Origin of the sequence: Pseudomonas sp. DR208, from assembly GCF_019823005.1 — a bacterium.
GTDB lineage: Bacteria > Pseudomonadota > Gammaproteobacteria > Pseudomonadales > Pseudomonadaceae > Aquipseudomonas > Aquipseudomonas extremorientalis.
In genome coordinates, this window is sequence record NZ_CP081944.1 from 5,908,936 (window position 1) to 5,928,465 (window position 19,530).

Annotated in this window: 17 protein-coding genes; 5 read left to right on the plus strand and 12 right to left on the minus strand. The window is 60.2% G+C overall.

Translation table 11 applies throughout. The annotated features are described in order from the left end of the window. Positions 1-174: 174 nt before the first annotated feature. The 4 genes from creD to K5K89_RS26810 are packed head-to-tail and all read right to left on the minus strand — an operon-like array spanning position 175 to position 4,218. Positions 175-1,548 carry a cell envelope integrity protein CreD gene (gene creD, locus K5K89_RS26795; RefSeq protein WP_222540548.1) on the minus strand — a complete coding sequence of 458 codons (1,374 nt, stop codon included), beginning with the start codon at positions 1,546-1,548 and terminating at the stop codon, positions 175-177. Positions 1,549-1,600: 52 nt separating this feature from the next. Continuing rightward, positions 1,601-3,040 (minus strand): two-component system sensor histidine kinase CreC, encoded by a 1,440-nt coding sequence (gene creC / locus K5K89_RS26800; RefSeq protein ID WP_222540549.1) that lies wholly within the window; start codon positions 3,038-3,040, stop codon positions 1,601-1,603. Continuing rightward, on the minus strand, positions 3,040-3,708 hold the full coding sequence (gene creB / locus K5K89_RS26805) for a two-component system response regulator CreB (protein WP_092242198.1): 669 nt from the start codon (positions 3,706-3,708) through the stop codon (positions 3,040-3,042). The genes creC and creB overlap by 1 nt, the downstream gene beginning before the upstream one ends. Positions 3,709-3,717: 9 nt before the next feature. Further along, a complete protein-coding gene (locus tag K5K89_RS26810) occupies positions 3,718-4,218 on the minus strand; it encodes an ATP-dependent zinc protease (RefSeq protein ID WP_058426668.1) in 501 nt (166 codons plus the stop codon). Between the two features lie 173 nt (positions 4,219-4,391). Between K5K89_RS26810 and K5K89_RS26815 the strand changes: the two genes are divergently transcribed. Then, entirely contained in the window at positions 4,392-5,279 is an 888-nt protein-coding gene (locus tag K5K89_RS26815; RefSeq protein ID WP_222540550.1) for an acyltransferase, read from the plus strand. Here K5K89_RS26815 and K5K89_RS26820 read toward each other — a convergent pair. Next, a complete protein-coding gene (locus K5K89_RS26820) occupies positions 5,276-5,848 on the minus strand; it encodes a DUF2780 domain-containing protein (RefSeq protein WP_071490284.1) in 573 nt (190 codons plus the stop codon). The two genes, K5K89_RS26815 and K5K89_RS26820, sit on opposite strands and share 4 nt — an antisense overlap. 135 nt (positions 5,849-5,983) lie before the next feature. On the opposite strand from K5K89_RS26820, the gene K5K89_RS26825 reads away from it, so the two are divergent. Together K5K89_RS26825 and K5K89_RS26830 are read left to right on the plus strand one after the other, a co-directional pair. Further along, positions 5,984-6,442, plus strand: a complete 459-nt coding sequence (locus tag K5K89_RS26825) for an anti-sigma factor domain-containing protein (RefSeq protein WP_071490285.1) — start codon at positions 5,984-5,986, stop codon at positions 6,440-6,442. A 136-nt stretch (positions 6,443-6,578) separates the two neighbouring features. Then, positions 6,579-6,965, plus strand: coding sequence for a hypothetical protein (locus K5K89_RS26830; RefSeq protein WP_071490286.1), 387 nt, complete (start codon positions 6,579-6,581; stop codon positions 6,963-6,965). 50 nt (positions 6,966-7,015) lie between these two features. On the opposite strand, the gene fdhA is transcribed toward K5K89_RS26830, so the two are convergent. The 7 genes from fdhA to glyA all read right to left on the minus strand — a co-directional run bounded on the left by fdhA (position 7,016) and on the right by glyA (position 15,858). Continuing rightward, positions 7,016-8,215 carry a formaldehyde dehydrogenase, glutathione-independent gene (fdhA, locus tag K5K89_RS26835; RefSeq protein ID WP_016972852.1) on the minus strand — a complete coding sequence of 400 codons (1,200 nt, stop codon included), beginning with the start codon at positions 8,213-8,215 and terminating at the stop codon, positions 7,016-7,018. A gap of 180 nt (positions 8,216-8,395) precedes the next feature. After that, entirely contained in the window at positions 8,396-9,253 is an 858-nt protein-coding gene (gene purU / locus K5K89_RS26840; protein WP_005792124.1) for a formyltetrahydrofolate deformylase, read from the minus strand. 10 nt (positions 9,254-9,263) lie between these two features. Beyond that, a complete protein-coding gene (locus K5K89_RS26845; protein WP_092242174.1) occupies positions 9,264-9,896 on the minus strand; it encodes a sarcosine oxidase subunit gamma in 633 nt (210 codons plus the stop codon). Positions 9,897-9,999: 103 nt separating this feature from the next. Further along, positions 10,000-13,017, minus strand: a complete 3,018-nt coding sequence (locus K5K89_RS26850) for a sarcosine oxidase subunit alpha (RefSeq protein WP_222540551.1) — start codon at positions 13,015-13,017, stop codon at positions 10,000-10,002. Next, positions 13,014-13,316: a sarcosine oxidase subunit delta gene (locus K5K89_RS26855; RefSeq protein ID WP_010207083.1), complete on the minus strand. Its 303-nt coding sequence runs from the start codon at positions 13,314-13,316 to the stop codon at positions 13,014-13,016. Before K5K89_RS26855 ends, K5K89_RS26850 begins: the two co-directional genes overlap by 4 nt. A gap of 15 nt (positions 13,317-13,331) precedes the next feature. Then, positions 13,332-14,582: a sarcosine oxidase subunit beta gene (locus tag K5K89_RS26860; RefSeq protein WP_010207084.1), complete on the minus strand. Its 1,251-nt coding sequence runs from the start codon at positions 14,580-14,582 to the stop codon at positions 13,332-13,334. Between the two features lie 22 nt (positions 14,583-14,604). Beyond that, positions 14,605-15,858: a serine hydroxymethyltransferase gene (glyA, locus tag K5K89_RS26865; protein WP_071490289.1), complete on the minus strand. Its 1,254-nt coding sequence runs from the start codon at positions 15,856-15,858 to the stop codon at positions 14,605-14,607. A 407-nt stretch (positions 15,859-16,265) separates the two neighbouring features. Here glyA and K5K89_RS26870 point away from each other — a divergent pair, with 407 nt between their 5' ends. Continuing rightward, positions 16,266-18,464, plus strand: coding sequence for a hypothetical protein (locus K5K89_RS26870; RefSeq protein ID WP_222540552.1), 2,199 nt, complete (start codon positions 16,266-16,268; stop codon positions 18,462-18,464). 21 nt (positions 18,465-18,485) lie between these two features. Continuing rightward, on the plus strand, positions 18,486-19,514 hold the full coding sequence (locus K5K89_RS26875; RefSeq protein WP_071490291.1) for an NAD(P)/FAD-dependent oxidoreductase: 1,029 nt from the start codon (positions 18,486-18,488) through the stop codon (positions 19,512-19,514). Positions 19,515-19,530: the final 16 nt, after the last annotated feature.

The following is a 19,530-nucleotide window of genomic DNA, read 5'->3' on the forward strand; positions in this document are numbered from 1 at the left end:
CCCCATGTGGGAGCGGGCTTGCCCGCGATCGCGGTATGTCATTCAGCACAGCTGTTTCTGAACCACCGCTATCGCGGGCAAGCCCACTCCCACATTGAACGGCGGTGGTATTGAGGAATGTAGCGATCCTTGCGGCTAATTGCGCCCCCACTTGCTGATCCTCGCGTAACCCGATCATTGCACCGCCTCCAGGTCAAACATCAACGGCTCGGCCGCCTTGCGCTTGCCCACGCCATACCAGTCCAACTTGCGCGTCAACACCATCACCGTGCCCAGCAGGCCGAACAGCAGCAACGAACCCATCAGCAGCGCGTAGTCCTCGGCACTCAATAACCCGTACAGCAAGCCATACAACGCCGCCAACCCCGCCGAGAAGCCCAGCCCGTGCGCCACGCTGCGCAGCACATGGCACACATAGAAGCCGATCAACAGCACACAGGCACTGGCCGAGATCAGGTAGGCCAGGGCAAAGCCTATGTGCTCGGACAACGACAACAACAGCAGGTAGAAGAACGCCAGCGCAAAGCCCACCAACGCGTACTGCACCGGGTGCACTGCCAGGCTCTTGAGCACTTCGAACAGGAAGAAACCGGCAAAGGTCAGGGCGATGAACAGCAGCGCATATTTGATCGCACGGTCGCTCTTGAGGTACTGGTCCACCGGGTCGATGAAGTTCACGCCGAAGCTGCGGTTGTTGAAGTCATTGCAGCCCTGCCCGTCCAGGCAGGTTTGCAGAGCCTGTTCGAGGTTGGTGGAGAAGAATGAGGTCTGCCAGTTGGCGGTAAACCCCTTATCGGTGACCTCACGTTGCGCCGGCAGGAAATTGCCGATAAAGCTGGGGTGCGGCCAGTTGGAGGCGAGTGATACCTGGCTGGTCTTGCCCACCGGCACCACTTGCAATTGCTCGGTGCCTTGCAGGCGCAGGTCGAAGGCAAAGTCCACGACATAGGGCTTTTTGCTGTCCTGCTCCGGCAGCGTCACGTGCACGCCTTCACCCAACCAGTCCACCTGGGATCCCGGTTCGAACTCCAGCTGCTGGCTGCCCAGCTCCAGCTTCAACGCATTTTCGATGCCGCGAATATCGCTGATGCCCACCGCGAGAAACGCCGGTTCAAAGCGGTAATCGGCGAAGTCTTCGGTGATACCCAACTGCGCGGGCAATTCGAAACGCCCGCTGATGCGGTTGTCAGCATGGAACAGCCGCGCCTGGTAGATGCCCCGTGCACGCAGTTCGGTCTGCACCTTGCCGTCGAGTTCAAAACGGTCCGGCAGGAAATACAGCCGGCCGCGCTCTTCACGGGTGACTTCGTAGCGTTTGTTGAGTTTTTCGTTGAGCTTCCACTCGCGGACGGTCTTGCGATACGGCACCACCATCACCGGGCCGGTGAGGCGCTGGGCGTAGCTGGAGCTGCGGGCGATGTCCATCAGGACGCCGTCGCGCAGTTGCTGGCGGTCGCTGATGATCCCGTTGATCATCAGCAACGGAATCAGCAACAGCAGGATCAGCAGCGCAATCGCGCCAAGTTTGAAAAGCAGGCTGCGGTTCATGGGTCTCTCCCTGTTTGGATGGAGGAGAGTCTGGGCAGCCTGTGTGGGAGATTTATGTGGGCAATGTGGAGACTGTGTGGAGATGCAGCACCACTTGCACGCCGCCTTGCACGTTGCCGATCTGCAACGCGCCGCCGTGCAGCTTCATCACTTCCTCGACAAAGTTGAGGCCCAGGCCGGTGCTTTTGCGGCCACTGGCCGGGCGTGGCAGCGAGTAGAACCGTTCGCTCAGGCGCGGCAGGGCGTAGTCGGGAATCGACGCAGCCTGGTTGAACAGGCTCACCTGTACGTCGTTGTGCCGGGTCTGCGCGCTGAATCTCAAGGTGCCGCCAGGCGGTGTGAAATCCAGGGCGTTATCCAGCAAGTTGCCCAGGGCCTGGCGCAGCAGGAAGGGTTCGCCGTACACCTTCACATCCGCCGCAATCGTCTGTTCAACGTGCAACCCGGCGCCTTCGATCCGCGCACATTGCGCCTTGAGCACATCATCGACCATGGCTGCCAGCGGGATGCTCACCTGCTCTTCCAGGCCCTGGCGTTGCTCGACCTGCGCCAGGTTCAGCAGGCGTTCGATCAACTGCTGCAGGCGCGCGCTTTCACTGTCGATATTGCCGACGAAACGCTGCTGTTGCTCACGGGTCATGTCGCCCTGCAACAACTCTGCCGCGCCGCGTATCGCGGCCAGCGGGCTCTTCAATTCGTGGGTCAGGGTGTGCACGTAGTGTTCGACGTAAGCCTTGCCTTCCAGTTGCGTGCGCATGTGCTCGACAGCGGTGGACAACTGCTTGAGTTCACCGCCACGGTAATGCGGCAGCTCGGCGCGCCGGCCCTCGCTGACCGCCTCGGCGTAGGCCGTCAAACGACGCAGCGCAACGCTCAGCCACCACGACAGCAGCGCGCCGAGCAACAGGCCGAGAATCACCAGGCCCGCGCCGTACCACAGCAGGCGCCGCTCGGTGCGGTCGACGTAGGGCTGCAACGAGCTGTTCGGCTTGGCCACGGTGACCACGCCGATGATCTGGCCGTTGTCACGGATCGGCGCGCCCACGTGCATCACCGAGGAAGTGGGGTCATCCAGCTCGCTGCGGGTGGAGCGCGCACCGTACTCGCCGCGCAGGGTCAGGTACACGTCGTTCCATTTGGAATAGTCCTGCCCCACCGCTTCGCCCGTGGAGTCGAGCAACACAATGCCCTTGGCGTCGGTCACGTAGATGCGGTGGTTGACCTGGTTCTTCGGCAATCCCCAGATGGTCGCGCCCGGCTGGCGATTGCCGTAGGCCTTGAGCAGTTCGGGCCAGTGGCTTTGGCCGAGGGTGCCGTTCTTCACGTCGTCGCGCAGGATTTCGGCCAGCAGGTTGGCGGTGTCCACCAGGGTTTCTTCGGTGGACTGGCGCACGCCAGGGCGGACTTCCTTCATCACGGTGCTGAGCACGAAGTAGCCGGTCAGGCCGATAAACAGCGCGTATACCAGGAAGATCCGCAGCCCCAGGCGCATCAGCTGTTGCCCGGGCTGTAGCTGTAGCCGAGGCCGCGGTGGGTCTGGATCGGCTCAGCGTCCGCAGCCACGCTGCGTAACTTGCTGCGCAGGCTTTTGATATGGCTGTCGATGTTGCGTTCGTAACCGGCATCCGCCGCCACGCCGACCGCGTCCAACAGCTGCTCGCGGCTGAATACACGTTCAGGCTGTTCCAGCAGGCTTTGCAGCAGGCGGAATTCGTGACGCGTGAGGCTCAACGGCTGGCCGCGATACATGATCTGCATGCGCTCCAGGTCTACCTGGAACACCACCGGTGCAGCTCCTGGGCCAATGCGCTTGAGGATCGCCCTGACCCGCGCCGTCACTTCCCGAGGGCTGAAGGGCTTGACCACATAATCGTCGGCGCCGATTTCCAGCCCCACCACCCGGTCGATCTCGCCATCCCGTGCGCTGAGGAACATCACCGGCACTTCGCTGAACCGGCGCAGTTGCTTGCAGGTTTCAAACCCGGTGATGTCCGGCAGGCCGATGTCGAGGATGATCAGGTCGGCCGGCGTCTGGCGTTGATGCTCCAACGCCGCCTGGCCGAGTGTCAGCCAGGTGGTGGTGAAGCCCTCGCCTTGCAGGGCGAATATCAGCGTGTCGGCTATCGCCGCTTCGTCTTCGACAATCAGGATGTGGGGCATGGTGGTCCGTCAGCAGTCCGGTTTGTCAGCAGTGTAGCGACGCGCCGGGTTGACCGCAGCGCCGAACTCGCGCAGAGCCTTGGCGCCGATCAGCAGCGGGTAGTTGAAGCTGCTGCGGTCGGTGAGGTTGACCTCAACGGTGCGCTTGACGTCGCCCAGGCACATTTCCAGGTCGATCACCGGGCGCTTGGCCACGGTGGCTTCGTCCTTGTCCTCATCTTCGTCGGCGCGGCTCTTGATCTTGCTGATGCGCGAGACTTTGTGCTCGTAGACCTTATCGGACGCGTCCTTGCCGCCGAGGCGGAAACGCACCCAATCGTCACCGTCACGGGTGAAGGTCTGGATGTCGCGGGCCGACAGCGAGGCGGTCAGCGCGCCAGTGTCCATCTTGGCCTTGAAGGTTTCGCCGATCTCCGGCAACTGGATATATTCGTAGCGACCGTAGAGGGTCGGTTCGGCGGCCATGACCGGCACGGCAACCAGGGCGAGGGAGGCAAGAAGCAGTTTCACGAAGTGATGTCCTCGGAAAGAAGTAGGCGGATTCTAGACCGCAAAAGCGCCGGTTAGTTAGCTAACCCCACCATACCCGGCACATTGTGAAACATTCGTACGGTGATTTGCGATTTGGCCTCTGGACTCACCTTGCTTATGATGGCCCGCCCACAAGATTCCAAGAGTTACTTATGCGCCGCCTGCTCACCGGCTGTTTCGTCACCCTGCTGCTCTTGCTCAACACCCTCGTGCTGTTCGGTCCGTTGATGGTGTTTGCCCTGCTCAAGCTGGCAGCCCCGGGGCGCTTGCGTGACTACATGTCATGGGCGGTGATGTGGATCGCCGAGACCTGGGCCGAGATCGACAAGCTGATTTTCTCGCTGTGCATCCCGACCCAGTGGGACATTCGCGGCGGCGACGATCTGCGGGGTGACACCAGTTACCTGGTGATCAGCAACCACCAATCCTGGGTTGACATCCCGGCCTTGATCCAGGCCCTCAACCGGCGTACGCCGTTCTTCAAATTCTTCCTGAAAAAAGAGCTGATCTGGGTGCCCTTCCTGGGCCTGGCCTGGTGGGCGCTGGATTACCCGTTCATGAAGCGCTACACCAAGGCATTCCTGGCCAAGCATCCGGAACTGGCGGGGCAGGATCTGAAGATCACCAAAGAGGCCTGCGAGCTGTTCAAGCGCCAGCCGGTGACGGTGGTCAATTATCTGGAAGGTACGCGGTTCAGCGAGGCCAAGCGCAAACAGCAGGGCTCACCTTTCACCCGCCTGCTCAAGCCCAAGGCGGGCGGTGTGGCATTCGTGCTGGCGGCGATGGGTGAACAACTGGATGCTGTGCTCGATGTGACGGTGGTCTACCCGCAAGACAGGATTCCAGGGTTCTGGGATTTGATTTGCGGATCGGTACCGAAGGTGATCATCGATATCCGCACCCGTGAGCTGGACCCGGCGCTGTGGCAAGGAGATTACGAAAATGATCCGGCATTTCGCCAGACCGTCCAGGACTGGGTGAATCAGCTCTGGACGGAGAAGGACGCACGCATCGAACAACTGCGCGCGGAGCGCCTTTAACTGCCGGTGCCCCAGGCCTGGGCCAGCTTGCCCAGCACCGAGCTGCTGGCACCCTGGCCACCCAGGTATTGCAGGATCACCGGGGCAAACTGGCCGACCATGCCACTGTCCATGCCCAAGGCGCTGAACGCGGTGTTCAGGTCGTTGGTGTTCTTCACGTTACCCAGCAGGCCATCCAGGCCGCTGGTCTTGCTACCGCCAGCCTGGCCGAGCATCCCGCTCAAGGCCCCGAGGCTGCCCAACGCATTATTGCCCGACAGTTGGTCGAGGCCAGGCACGCTATTACCCAGTTGCGAATAGTCGTTGCCGCTCAATTTGTTCTTGGCCAGCCCCAGCATGGCGCCCGTGCCGCCCACCGCTTGTTCGGGGGTGATGTTCAGTTGCGAGGTCAGGGCGCTCAGCAACCCGGCCGTCTCGGACGACGGTGCTGCGGCCGCTGCCTTGTTGTTACCACCCTGCATGCCGGAAATGGCATTGGCCGCGTCGCCAAGGCTGAACCCTGCGGCAAGCACCGGGCCGGCTGCCAGGGTCATCAGGCAGGAAAGGGCGAAACCGCGTGAAATCTTCATCGAAACAACCTCTGGGTGTAGGGGTGAAAGCAGGCGTTTGACTGGGTATCCGACGCATTGTTCCGGCCGGGCCGAGGAACCCAATGGGAATACCAGAGTCCATGAAATGACTTCAACACAGCCAGGATTAGCCTTATGAGCGCCACACGCCCCCAAGTGATTGAGCCAACGTCCCCATTCTGGAGCCGCCCACGTGTGTTTATCGGCGCCTGCATGGCCATCGTCGCCGGCCTCGGCGGCGCGCTCTACACCCAGGATAACGTCAAGTCCGCCGCCACCCTGGTGACCACGGCCCAGCAGCCGGCCGCTCAAATCATTGCGCACAAGGATTACCTCGAAGTTGAACCGATCGCCACGGCGGCCCCGGAGCCGGACCGCAGCCTGGAACTCTGGGCCATTCCAGAAGGCAGCGCGCCGGTTTCCCTGGGGCTGTTGCCGGAAGATGGCAAAGGCATTATCGGACTCAACCCACGCCAGCAGAAAAGCATCCGCAAGCCGGTGGAGTTGATGGTGAGTTCGGAGACCAAGGGTGGGTCGCTGAGCAAGCAGCCGACGGGGCCAACTGTCTATCAGGGTGCCCTTGCAACACGTTGAAGCTGATGACCGCGATGAGCGCAAACGGCAGTATAGGATTTTCCGGAACTCAAACACCGTGACAGCCACTCAGGGCAGTCCTCTCGGTAATACACACTGGGAAGACAGCCCAATTGAACAAGGAGCTGTAACGATCATGATCGGATTGATACCCAATTTTTATGCTGCCTTCAGCGCAATCAACCATTTGCAAGCACGCGGGCAAGACCAGGCTTCACGGCCCGAGGCCACCGGGATCGACCAATGCCCCGCCGTCGGTGATATTCAATCAAAGCCCTACACAGACCCCGACCTCCCACCACCCTATGGCGAGGGCTATCAATACACCGCCACGGCCAAAGGCAAGACGTGGACAGGACAAACGGCCGCAACCAAAGACGACTATCTGGGCCCGGAGTATGAACTCAAAGCCGAGGAGATCAATGAACGAGACGGCAAGTTTCATTGCGACTACGGCGGCCAGCGGCTGATCAAGAACGGTGAGGTCGCCGATCCCTACCTGCGACTCTCAACCCTCAAATAACCTATAAAAAATGGCGACCTCCAGGGTCGCCATTTTTTCAGCTGTTTGCCTTACGCCGCACTGAACAACTTATGCGGATCAATCACAAACTTCTTCGGCACGCCCGCATCGAACTCACCATAGCCGCGCGGTGCGTCATCCAGGCTGATCACCTGCACGCCCACGATTTCGGCAATGTTAATGCGGTCCCACATGATCGCCTGCATCAGTTGGCGGTTGTACTTCATCACAGGCGTCTGGCCGGTGTGGAAGCTGTGGGACTTGGCCCAGCCCAGGCCGAAGCGGATGCTCAGGCTGCCCATTTTTGCCGCAGCGTCCACAGCACCCGGGTCTTCGGTGACGTAGAGGCCAGGGATACCGATCTTGCCCGCCACGCGCACCACGCCCATCAGCGAGTTGAGCACAGTGGCCGGCGCTTCCGCCTTGACGCCTTCATGACCATGACCACGGGCTTCAAAGCCCACGGCATCGACGGCGCAGTCCACTTCCGGCTCGCCCAGCAGTGCGGCGATCTGTTCGTGCAACGGGGTGTCCTTGGACAGGTCAGCAATCTCGAAGCCCTGAGCCTTGGCGTGAGCCAGGCGGACCGGGTTGACGTCGCCGATGATCACCACTGCGGCGCCCAGCAGGCGGGCGGAGGCGGCAGCCGCCAGGCCCACAGGGCCGGCACCGGCGATGTACACGGTACTGCCTGGGCCAACGCCGGCGGTGACTGCACCGTGGTAGCCGGTGGGCAGGATGTCGGATAGACATGTCAGGTCGCGGATCTTCTCCATGGCCTTGTCGCGGTCCGGCAATTTGAGCAGGTTGAAGTCGGCGTAAGGCACCAGCACATATTCGGCCTGGCCGCCGGTCCAGTCGCCCATGTCAACATAGCCATAGGCACCACCGGCACGGGCCGGGTTGACGGTCAGGCACACGCCAGTGTGCTGCTCTTTGCACGAGCGGCAGCGGCCACAGGCTACGTTGAAGGGCACGGAAACCAGGTCGCCGATTTTCAGGTTCTCGACGTCGCTGCCCTTCTCGATCACTTCACCGGTAATTTCATGACCGAGCACCAGGCCGGTCTGGGCAGTGGTGCGGCCACGCACCATGTGCTGGTCGGAGCCGCAGATGTTGGTGGAGACCACGCGCAGGATGACGCCATGCTCGATCTTCCTGCCACGGGGGTCCTGCATTTTGGGATAGTCGATTTTCTGTACTTCGACCTTGCCGTTGCCGAGATACACGACACCACGATTACCAGACATGCTTTCACCTCGCTGTTGTTTTTATGGAACTGCGTTGCCCGTTGGGTGGGCAGCGCGTTTAAGTGCTCGGGTACAGATGCTGTTATTGCGTTGTTAGTGAGGGCCTCATCGGGGGCAAGCCCCCTCCCACATTCGACCGCATTCCAAAGGTGGGAGGGGGCTTGCCCCCGATGGCGTCAGTCAGAGCACCACCGTCCGATTGGCGTTTAAAAACACCCGCCGCTCAATGTGATACCCCACCGCCCGGGCCAACGTCAGCCCTTCGATATCACGCCCCTTGGCAATCAAGTCCTCGGGATAGTGGCTATGATCCACCACCTCCACGCCCTGGGCGATGATCGGGCCTTCGTCCAGGTCGTTGTTGATGTAATGCGCCGTGGCGCCTACCAGCTTCACGCCCTTGTTGTACGCCTGGTGATACGGCTTGGCGCCCTTGAACCCCGGCAGCAACGAGTGGTGAATGTTGATGGCCTTGCCATCGAGCTTGCGGCACAGCTCCGGCGACAGCACTTGCATGTAGCGCGCAAGAATCACCAATTCTGCGCCGGTGTCTTCCACCACCTGCCACACCTGACGCTCCTGGGACGGTTTGTCGTTGGGGTCGAGGGGGAAATGGTAGTAGGGAATCTGGTGCCAGTCGGCCAAGGGTTTCAGATCGGGGTGGTTGGACACCACCGCGACCACGTCCATCGACAGTTGGCCGATGCGCTGGCGATACAGCAGGTCGTTGAGGCAGTGATCGGCCTTGGAGACCATGATCACCACTTTTGGCCGGTAGTTCGGCGCCGTCAGCTCGAAGATCATGCCGAAGGCTTCACCACGGGTGGCCAGGCCATCGCGGAACGCCTGTTCGTCAAAACCATCGGGCTGGCGGAATTCCACGCGGATAAAGAACCGGCCCGAAAGCCGGTCATCGAACGAGTGGTGCTCGGTGACGTAGCAACCCTGTTCGAACAGGTAGCGGGTGACCGCGTCCACCGTGCCGAGCACGCTGGGGCAGTCGGCGGTCAAAATCCATGTATCGGGTGCGCGGCTCATGGCTCATTCCTCAGGCTTGGACACTCAGGCCGAACTCGGCCGATGCATCCTGCAACCACAACCACCAGTAATCCGAGAAGCTGCGACGGATCACCAGCTCCCAGGTGTCTTCAGCCGTGTGGCGGATCACCAGTTGCGACTTGGCGAACACCGTGCCCACTGCCTTGCCCACCGGGAAGTTGTTGGGGTGCACGTCGTAGCTGGTGGACTTCATCAGCACATCGCGCACGTTCGGGCCGCTGAGTTCGAGGATCTGCTGGCCGCCGCTGACATTGACGACCTGGATATGCAGGTCGCCCAGGGCGGCGCGCAGGTTTTGCTCGGCGGCGAATTCTTCACCGCTCGGCACGATCAGCAACCACTCATCCGGGCCGAGCCATTGCAGGCTGGTTTCGCCCTTGACGATCACTTGCAGCGCGCCGGGCAACTCGATGCCGATGGCTTTGTGCACGCCGGCGGCGAAAGCTGCGTCATGGCCGTCGCCACGAATCGTCAGATGGCCCAGGAGTTTCTTTTCACGCACGGTCACGCCGGCGTTCTTGCGGCCCTTGCCGACCAGGCTGGCGAGGTCGGCGTGGTGCAGCGACGACTCGGCCTTGGCGCCGGAGGTGGGGCGTTGTTGGTAAACATTGGCTGCTGTCATAAAGCACCTGTTCTGAATTCTGTTGTGAGGCTGCTGACCTCATCGGGGGCAAGCCCCCTCCCACAGGGGAATGCATTTCAACTTGAGGGAGGGGCTTGGCCTGTCAGATGTTCTGGCGATCGCCTTTGGGGTCGAAGAACACCGAAGAAACAATCTCCGCCTCGATCACGCTGCCATCGGCCTGCGGTGAGAACACCCGCTCGCCGATACGCTTCAAGCCGCCCTTGACCACACCCAGCGCAAACGAATAGCCAAGGGAGTTGTGGGCGTAGCTGGAGGTGACGTGACCGACCATCTTCATCGGGATCGATTGCTTCGGATCAAACACCAGCTGCGCGCCTTCCGGCAGCCACACCTTCGGATCGACCGGCTTCAAGCCCACCAGTTGCTTGCGTTCTTCACGCACACAGTCTTCACGGTTCATGCCACGCCAGCCGATCCACGAGAACGGCTTGGTACGGCCCACGCACCAACCCATGTTGAGGTCATCCGGGGTCATCGAGCCGTCAGTGTCCTGGCCGACAATGATGAAGCCCTTCTCGGCCCGCAATACGTGCATGGTCTCGGTGCCGTACGGGGTCAGGTTGTACTTTTTGCCGGCGTCGACGATTTTTTCCAACACACCCATGGCGTAGTCGGCCTGCACGTTGACTTCGTACGACAGCTCACCGGTAAACGAAATGCGGAACACCCGCGCCGGTACGCCGCCGACCAGACCTTCTTTCCAGGTCATGAACGGGAACCCGTCCTTGTCCAGGTCGATGTCGGTGACTTCCGCCAGCAGCTTGCGGCTGTTGGGACCGGACAGGGTCATGGTCGCCCAGTGGTCGGTGACCGAGGTGAAATACACTTTGAGGTCTGGCCATTCGGTCTGTTGGTAGATTTCCAGCCATTGCAGCACACGGGCAGCGCCGCCGGTGGTGGTGGTCATCAGGAAGTGGTTGTCGGCGAGGCAGGCAGTCACGCCGTCGTCGAAGACCATGCCATCTTCCTTGCACATCAGGCCATAGCGCGCCTTGCCCACGTCGAGCTTGGTCCAAGCGTTGGTGTAGATGCGGTTGAGGAACTCCCGCGCGTCGGGGCCCTGGATGTCGATCTTGCCGAGGGTGGACGCATCCAGCAGGCCGACGCTGTCACGCACGGCCAGGCATTCGCGTTTGACGGCGGCGTGCAGGTCTTCACCGTTGCGCGGGAAGTACCAAGGGCGCTTCCACTGGCCGACGTCTTCAAACTCGGCACCGTTCTTCACGTGCCAGGCGTGCAACGCGGTGTAGCGCACCGGTTCGAAGATGTGCCCACAGTGACGGCCCGCTACGGCGCCGAAAGTCACCGGCGTGTAGTTGGGACGGAACATGGTGGTGCCCATCTGCGGGATGGTCACGTTCAGCGAGCGGGCGGCAATGGCCAGGCCGTTGACGTTGCCCAGTTTGCCCTGGTCGGTGCCGAAGCCCAGCGCGGTGTAGCGCTTGACGTGCTCGACCGACTCGAAACCTTCGCGAGTGGCGAGTTCGATGGCGGCAGCGGTCACGTCGTTCTGCAGGTCGACGAATTGCTTCGGCGCCCGTGCAGTCGGCTTGTCGTGCGGTACTTGGTAAACCGCCAAAGTCGGCTCTTCCAGGCGGCTCAGCGCTTTGGGCAAGGTGCCTTCCACCGGCGCGAAACCGGCTTCGCTGGCCGCGCGCACGCCGCCTTCAAAACCATCCGCCAGGGAGTCGCCAAGGCCGTAGACCCCGTTGATCCCACCGACACACACGCGTTTCTGCGGCGCTTCGCCCGGTACAAAACCGAGGATATCTTCACGCCAGGTCGGCTTGCCGCCCAGGTGCGAAGCCAGGTGAACTACCGGGCTATAGCCGCCGGAGCTGGCTACCAGGTCGCACTCCAGCCATTCGCCTGGGCTGGTGACTTTATGCGCTTTCACATCGATCGCAGCCACGCGGGCGGCGGTCACGTGCTTGCTGCCACGGGCTTCGATCACGGCGCTGCCGGTGAGGATACGAATGCCTTTGGCGCGGGCTTCTTCCACCAGCGCGCCGCGTGGGTTGTGGCGTACATCGGCCACGGCCACCACGTGCAGGCCGGCATCGAGCCAGTCCAGGGCAACGCGGTAGGCGTGGTCGTTGTTGGTCGACAGCACCAGCTTCTTGCCCGGTGCCACGCCGTAGCGACGCACGTAGGTGGAGACCGCACCGGCCAGCATGTTGCCCGGCACGTCGTTGTTGCCGTACACCAGCGGACGCTCGCACGCGCCGGTCGCCAGCACCACGCGCTTGGCACGCACACGGTGGATACGCTGACGCACCACGCCAATCGGCGCACGGTCACCGAGGTGATCGGTGAGGCGCTCGTGAATGGTCAGGAAGTTATGGTCGTGGTAGCCGTTGACGGTGGCGCGGGGCAACAGCACCACGTCCGGCAGGCCCTTGAGTTCAGCGATGACGCTGGCAACCCATTCCGCAGCCGGCTTGCCGTCGAGGCTTTCACGCGAGTCCAGCAGCGAACCACCGAACTCTTCCTGCTCGTCGGCGAGGATCACGCGGGCACCGCTGCGGGCGGCGGCCAGTGCGGCAGCCAGGCCCGCAGGACCGGCGCCGACGACCAGCACGTCACAGTGACGGTTGAAGTTGTCGTAGGTGTCCGGGTCATTCTCGGTCGGCGAGCGGCCGAGGCCGGCGGCCTTACGAATGTACTTCTCGTAGGTCATCCAGAACGATTGCGGGTACATGAAGGTTTTGTAGTAGAACCCCGGCGGCATCAGCTTGCCGCCGACCTTGCCGAGGATGCCCATCACGTCATTGTTGACGTTCGGCCAGCCGTTGGTGCTGGTGGCGACCAGGCCTTGGTACAGCGCCTGTTGCGTGGCGCGCACGTTGGGAATCTGGGTGGCTTCGGTGGCACCGATCTGCAGCACCGCGTTCGGCTCTTCGGCGCCAGCGGCAAAGATGCCGCGAGGGCGCGAGTACTTGAAGCTGCGGCCGATGATGTCGACGCCGTTGGCCAGCAGGGCTGCGGCCAATGTGTCGCCTTCAAAGCCTTTGTAGGTCTGGCCGTTGAAAGTAAACGTCAGGACTTTATTACGGTCGATCCGGCCACCGTTGGACAGGCGATTGGTCTGGCTCATACCTTCTCTCCAGAGGCCTTGGCGGTGAATTGTGGCTTCTCACCGATCTTGTAGGTTTCAAGAATTTCGTAGGTCAGGGTGTCGCGGGTCGCGTTGAAGTACTGGCGGCAACCGGCGGCGTGAATCCACAGTTCGTGGTGCAGGCCGCGCGGGTTGTCGCGGAAGAACATATAGTCGCCCCACTCTTCATCGGTGCAGGCATTCGGGTCCAGCGGGCGCGGAATATGCGCTTGGCCGGATGCGTGGAATTCCTCTTCGGAGCGCAGTTCGCCACAGTGAGGACAGAAGATATGCAACATAGGGAATTTCTCCTGTTAGTGGGCGACGGCCGCAGCGCCGTGTTCGTCGATCAACGCACCGTTGTGGAAACGGTCGATGGAGAAAGGTGCCGCCAATGGGTGCATTTCACCCTTGGCCAGGCTGGCGGCAAACACGTTGCCTGAGCCCGGCGTGGCCTTGAAGCCCCCGGTGCCCCAACCGCAGTTGAAGAACATGTTCGGCACCGGAGTCTTGGAGATGATCGGGCACGCATCCGGCGTGGTGTCGACGATGCCGCCCCACTGACGGTTCATGCGCACGCGGGACAGCACCGGGAACATCTCGACGATGGCCTGGATGGTGTGTTCGATCACCGGGTACGAGCCGCGCTGGCCGTAGCCGTTGTAGCCGTCGATACCGGCGCCGATCACCAGGTCGCCCTTGTCTGACTGGCTGATGTAGCCGTGTACGGCGTTGGACATGATCACGCTGTCGATAATCGGCTTGATCGGCTCCGACACCAGCGCTTGCAGCGGGTGGGATTCGATGGGCAGGCGGAACCCGGCGAGCGAAGCCATGTGCCCGGAATTACCGGCAGTGACTACACCGACGCGCTTGGCGCCGATGAAGCCCTTGTTGGTTTCCACGCCGATGCACACGCCGTTTTCCTTGCGAAAGCCGATCACTTCGGTCTGCTGGATCAGGTCCACGCCAAGGGCGTCGGCGGCACGGGCAAAGCCCCAGGCCACGGCATCGTGACGGGCCACGCCGCCGCGCCGTTGCACGGTGGCGCCGAGCACCGGGTAGCGGGTGTTTTTCGAGCAGTCGAGGTATGGGATCTCGTCGGCTACTTGCTTGGCATTGAGCAATTCGCCGTCCACGCCATTGAGGCGGTTGGCGCTCACACGGCGCTCGGAATCACGGATGTCCTGCAAGGTGTGGCACAGGTTGTACACGCCACGCTGGGAGAACATCACGTTGTAGTTGAGGTCCTGGGACAGGCCTTCCCACAGCTTCATCGCGTGTTCGTACAGGTGCGCCGACTCGTCCCACAGGTAGTTGGAACGCACGATGGTGGTGTTGCGCGCGGTGTTACCGCCGCCCAGCCAGCCTTTCTCGACCACGGCCACGTTGGTGATGCCGTGCTCTTTGGCCAGGTAGTAGGCGGTCGCCAGACCATGCCCGCCGCCGCCGACGATGACCACGTCGTAGACCTTCTTGGGGGTCGGCGTGCGCCACATCTTCTGCCAGTTTTCGTGGTGGCTGAGGGAGTGCTTGAAGAGGCCGAAGCCCGAGTAGCGTTGCATAGTCATTACTCCAAAACCGCGCTCAGCGATAAACCGGGAAATCAGCGCACAGGGCAGACACGTGCTTGGCCACGTTGGCCTCGACGTCGGCATCGCCGAGGTTGTCGAGGATGTCGCAGATCCAGCCGGCCAGTTCGATGCACTGCGGCACTTTGAAACCACGCGTGGTCACCGCCGGGGTGCCGATGCGCAGGCCCGAGGTCACGAACGGCGACTGCGGGTCATTCGGCACGGCGTTCTTGTTGACGGTGATGTGGGCGCGACCGAGGGCGGCGTCCGCCTCTTTGCCGGTAAGGCCCTGACGGATCAGGCTGACCAGGAACAGGTGGTTATCGGTGCCGCCGGACACTACATCGTAGCCGCGTTTGATAAATACGCTGGCCATCGCCTGGGCGTTGTCGATCACTTGCTGCTGGTAAGCCTTGAAGCCTGGCTCCAGCGCTTCCTTGAAGCACACGGCCTTGCCGGCGATGACGTGCATCAGCGGGCCGCCCTGGGCGCCGGGGAATACGGCGGCGTTGAGTTTCTTTTCGATCTCTTCATTGGACCTGGCCAGGATCAGGCCGCCACGAGGACCGCGCAGGGTCTTGTGGGTGGTGGTGGTGACCACATCGGCGTAGGGCAGCGGGTTCGGGTACAGGCCGGCGGCAACCAGGCCGGCGACGTGGGCCATGTCGACGAACAGCAGCGCCCCCACTTTGTCCGCGATCTGACGGAAGCGTGGGAAATCCAGGGTCTTGGAGTAGGCGGAGAAACCGGCCACGACCATTTTCGGCTTGTGCTCCACCGCCAGGCGCTCGACTTCGTCGTAATCGATCAGGCCGGTGTCGGTGTTGATCCCGTATTGCACCGCGTTGTACAGCTTGCCCGAGGACGACACCTTGGCGCCGTGGGTCAGGTGACCGCCGTGGGCCAGGCTCATGCCCAGGATGGTGTCGCCGGCGTTCAGCAGGGCCAGGTACACAGCGCTGTTGGCGGACGAGCCGGAGTGTGGCTGCACGTTGGCGTAATCGGCGCCGAACAGCTGCTTGGCGCGCTCGATGGCCAGGGCTTCAACTTTGTCCACATGCTCGCAGCCACCGTAGTAGCGCTTGCCTGGGTAGCCTTCGGCGTATTTGTTGGTGAGGCCGCTGCCTTGGGCTTGCATCACGCGTTTGCTGGTGTAGTTCTCTGACGCGATCAACTCGATATGATCTTCCTGGCGCTGCTCCTCGGCATTCATGGCCGCCAGCAGTGCGTCGTCATATCCCTGGATCTGGTCTTGTTTGCTGAACATCGCGTCTCTCCCAGCCTTTCGTATTGTTGAGGCCCGTGCAGGGCCCTTTGATGCGATGGTAGGGCTGGCGCAGACAGGTCAAATGCCTGCGCACGCCATGCAAAGGTGCGTTTACGACATGGGTTGCTGGTCGACCTCGTTTTCAACGTACACGAAGAGGCAGGCACCTGCCCGGCAGAAAGTTTTATATACAAACAAACCTACTGAAAGAGGCTTCTTACAAAAACCACTAATAGGCAAACATTAAAATAAACTTTGAAAACACCCAACCAAATAACCACTTACAAAACGTCTTTTGCATTTCACCCTACATCAGAACTTAATTGCTCCCCGAGCAATACCTCGACTCGCGCAACAATCCGGCAACGCTATCTTGAAACTGACTTTTAAACCGCAGGAGAACAAACATGGCTTTAATTGATCAAGTCAAAGATATTTGCACCCGACTGGCCCCTGGTGGCTGGCATAACTTACTGCTTCATCACGGCCTCAACATCCTTGCACCTTCCTTGCAAGATGAACTGCGTAACGTCTTAAAGGTGGATCGAACACTCGCCGGCTTTGAAGACTTCGCGTCAAGCGGTGTACGCGGCATTGAACCCGGCAAGCCCGCACTCAGTTTGCTGTTTCACGCACTGGCCAACGCTAACGTAACAATGGATGCGAAAGGTAATCCCCTTCAGATTTACCCCACGGCTGCCGAGCTGGAAACAGTCATGAACTATGTTTACGGCAGCCAACCACCCAGCCTCCAGCAATTAAAAGAACTCGCCAATGGTGCGCCCATGGCAGTGGTCGTCTTTGCTAATGAGTACCGACCGGCACCTGATACAGTTCACAAAGAACAGGCCGATATGTGTTTTTCACGAACCGGCATATCACGCGTTGGCACCGCTGAACCTTTGTACGATGCACAAAGTAGAGGGTTCCTACCTTTTGTTGCAGATGACAACCACGCCATTCGTGTCTTGCCTGCTCGATACGCCGCCTACATCGCCATCCAACGCAAAGGAGACGCCACAACTTTCGGTCCTATGCGCGTGCGCGAAAAGGACGAAACCCACGATTTTTGGGTACCCCTGCACAAACTGTTCCACGGCACCGAGTGCATTGAGGGTCTGAACCTTGACGTCCAACTGACAGCGATGCACAAAAACGAGAAAATACGCCGCCTACACTTGATGTTGGGCGCCGGGTCGGGCTGGGAAGAACCAGACATCAGTCAACCACCTTTTGTCATAACCGAAGGGCTCGGCAACTGGCTTTGCGAACTGGAATTCGGCGCGGGGCTCATGGCAGCCTCGCCACGCAGATTTCTGGTTGAAGCGGCGCAATACAAAGGTAAGCCGTTGACCTTCAACGTACCAAAATCGCCAAGGCTGTTAGCATCCACCCTGATCGGGCCCGAAAACGCTCCGGAATATGTGCACATTCGCCATAAAGTTGACGACGCCGGCAACCTTGTTAACTTCAACCAACAGCCAGGCATCCTCAGTGAGCTGGAAAAAGGCGACTTCCAAGCCCTGCATTACCTGGACTTTACCGCAGACGGCTGGATTCAAGCTCAATGCCCAGCGCTGGACACCGCTTTTCCAAATCGCATACCCGCCTACTCTTTGCTGTGCGCTCCCGACTTCTACCCTCTGTGTAATCAGCGGCATCTGAGCGAGTGGCTGGAGACCCTGAGTCCGGACATTCAAAAAACCGTGTTTCGGACAGCCCCTGAATGCCTGTCCGATTCTCGCTATGCGGCCAATATCCAGTCTTTTCCCACCCTCTTTTCCAGCACTGATGTCAGCATAACTGCGATTGTGGGTCACCATGGGTCAACTGTTGGACAGTCGACTGCGGCCAAACCTGATACAGCGTCGGCCAAACGTGCCTCATGCCTTCCAGATGCCGCAGCGGGAGTCTTTGCTCCTGGCTGGGATGTCGGTGCTGTCGAATACGAGAGTAGCTCGGGCGCCGTGCCGCACCTCGCAGCGTACAGGCTAGGCAGCCCTTTTCCAGAGGACGCAAAACTGTGTGCCGCGCTGAGTTCATTTTGGCCGGCAGTCGCTCCTGACGCCGCTCAATCCTTTGAACCCGACGCCGGAGCGGGCCCGACGATTAAACCGATGCTCGATCAGGAAATAGGCATCACCGCCGGTTTTTCTTGGGACGGCATCCCCGCACCACACAGTATTATTGCCAACAACGTGACACAAATTGCTTATCACAGTTATCGCTATGGTGATTATACGGAAAGCGCTCTGGAAGGTAAGTTCTCACTCGCCTTGACCGGCAAGATTGATACCTTGGAATACCAAAGACGTATTGATGCATTCCGACGTGTCAAACTTGCACTCGGCTCCCTGCATGAAAAATGGTTTATACGCTCGTTCAAAACTATAACGTCCGACGATTTAAGAGAGCTCGACGCCCCTCTAAATTCAAACGTCAAACTTGATGCCGCCGCTTATCGATTCGAACTCTATCGCTATGAACCAAGCGCCTCTCCACACTTCAATAAAACCTTAATCAAAGTCATAGAAACTTCAAATTATCTCGTCTGGCCACATGTCATTTTTCACCAATCAGGCACGCGTCCATGGCAACCCGTTTAACCACAACTAAAGTCCGACACGATGACTGACTACGATGTCGTCATAATAGGCGCCGGCCCAGCAGGATGCGCGACGGCTATTGCTTGCGCTCAACATGGCTTGAGGGTGGCCATTGTTGAGCGCCTTTCATTTCCTCGCGAACGTCCTGGCGAAACACTGCATCCTGGCATAGAGCCTCTTCTTAAACAGTTAGGTGTGATGAACCAAGTGCAGGCGGGCAAATTCATCAGGCCTTTTGGAAACTGGGTAACGTGGGATAAGGAACGAAACTTTACTCCCTTCGGAAATGATGCCGATGGCGCTTGGTCAGGGTTTCAAATACCCAGGTCCACATTGGATGGTTTTTTATTGGCGAAGGCAATCGCGCTGGGGGTCCAGGCCCTGCAGCCTTGCCATGCAAAAAAGGTACTCCTGGAAAACGGTCGCGTCATGGGCGTGCAAACCCTTACCGGGGCTCTGTCTTGCCGCCAGCTTGTGGATGCCAGCGGCGCTCATGGCTGGCTCACACGTCAGCTCGGGCTGGGATCACGTTGCTACTCACCGCCACTTACGGCCCTGTATGGTTATACGAGCGGAACGGTCGACGAAAGTGCACTGGGTATTTTCGCCGATCGGCTGGGGTGGTATTGGACCGCACAGGTAGGACGAAAGCTGTATCACTGGACACGCCTCTATTTTGAGCACGCTCAGATCTGCAAGGCATCTGCTGTTCCATCCTCCTTCGAACACCTGACCCACGTGGGGAAAATGCAGGGTGCCGATGTTACTTGGAGAATCTGCGAGCAATCGGCAGGCAATGGCTACTTCATCGCGGGAGACGCCAGCACGGTGATAGATCCGGGCGCCTCTCATGGGGTTCTTAAAGCACTAATGTCAGGAATGATGGCCGCCCAGGCTGTCATCGAAGGATGTGACAACCCAACGAATCAACAGGTTATTTCCCTGCAGTACCGACGATGGATACGGGACTGGTTCGAGAGCGATGTAAAAAGAATGCGTGAACTGTATCGTGCCCATCCGTTCCCTCCTCCCTGGCTTGAAAAGCCATAGCCAATACGGCCCTTGC

Coding starts and splice junctions, on each gene's coding strand:
- creD (WP_222540548.1), bottom strand. CDS start 1,548: ATGAACCGCAGCCTGCTTTTCAAACTTGGCGCGATTGCGCTGCTGATC.
- creC (WP_222540549.1), bottom strand. CDS start 3,040: ATGCGCCTGGGGCTGCGGATCTTCCTGGTATACGCGCTGTTTATCGGC.
- creB (WP_092242198.1), bottom strand. CDS start 3,708: ATGCCCCACATCCTGATTGTCGAAGACGAAGCGGCGATAGCCGACACG.
- K5K89_RS26815 (WP_222540550.1), top strand. CDS start 4,392: ATGCGCCGCCTGCTCACCGGCTGTTTCGTCACCCTGCTGCTCTTGCTC.
- K5K89_RS26820 (WP_071490284.1), bottom strand. CDS start 5,848: ATGAAGATTTCACGCGGTTTCGCCCTTTCCTGCCTGATGACCCTGGCA.
- K5K89_RS26825 (WP_071490285.1), top strand. CDS start 5,984: ATGAGCGCCACACGCCCCCAAGTGATTGAGCCAACGTCCCCATTCTGG.
- K5K89_RS26830 (WP_071490286.1), top strand. CDS start 6,579: ATGATCGGATTGATACCCAATTTTTATGCTGCCTTCAGCGCAATCAAC.
- fdhA (WP_016972852.1), bottom strand. CDS start 8,215: ATGTCTGGTAATCGTGGTGTCGTGTATCTCGGCAACGGCAAGGTCGAA.
- purU (WP_005792124.1), bottom strand. CDS start 9,253: ATGAGCCGCGCACCCGATACATGGATTTTGACCGCCGACTGCCCCAGC.
- K5K89_RS26845 (WP_092242174.1), bottom strand. CDS start 9,896: ATGACAGCAGCCAATGTTTACCAACAACGCCCCACCTCCGGCGCCAAG.
- K5K89_RS26850 (WP_222540551.1), bottom strand. CDS start 13,017: ATGAGCCAGACCAATCGCCTGTCCAACGGTGGCCGGATCGACCGTAAT.
- K5K89_RS26855 (WP_010207083.1), bottom strand. CDS start 13,316: ATGTTGCATATCTTCTGTCCTCACTGTGGCGAACTGCGCTCCGAAGAG.
- K5K89_RS26860 (WP_010207084.1), bottom strand. CDS start 14,582: ATGCAACGCTACTCGGGCTTCGGCCTCTTCAAGCACTCCCTCAGCCAC.
- glyA (WP_071490289.1), bottom strand. CDS start 15,858: ATGTTCAGCAAACAAGACCAGATCCAGGGATATGACGACGCACTGCTG.
- K5K89_RS26870 (WP_222540552.1), top strand. CDS start 16,266: ATGGCTTTAATTGATCAAGTCAAAGATATTTGCACCCGACTGGCCCCT.
- K5K89_RS26875 (WP_071490291.1), top strand. CDS start 18,486: ATGACTGACTACGATGTCGTCATAATAGGCGCCGGCCCAGCAGGATGC.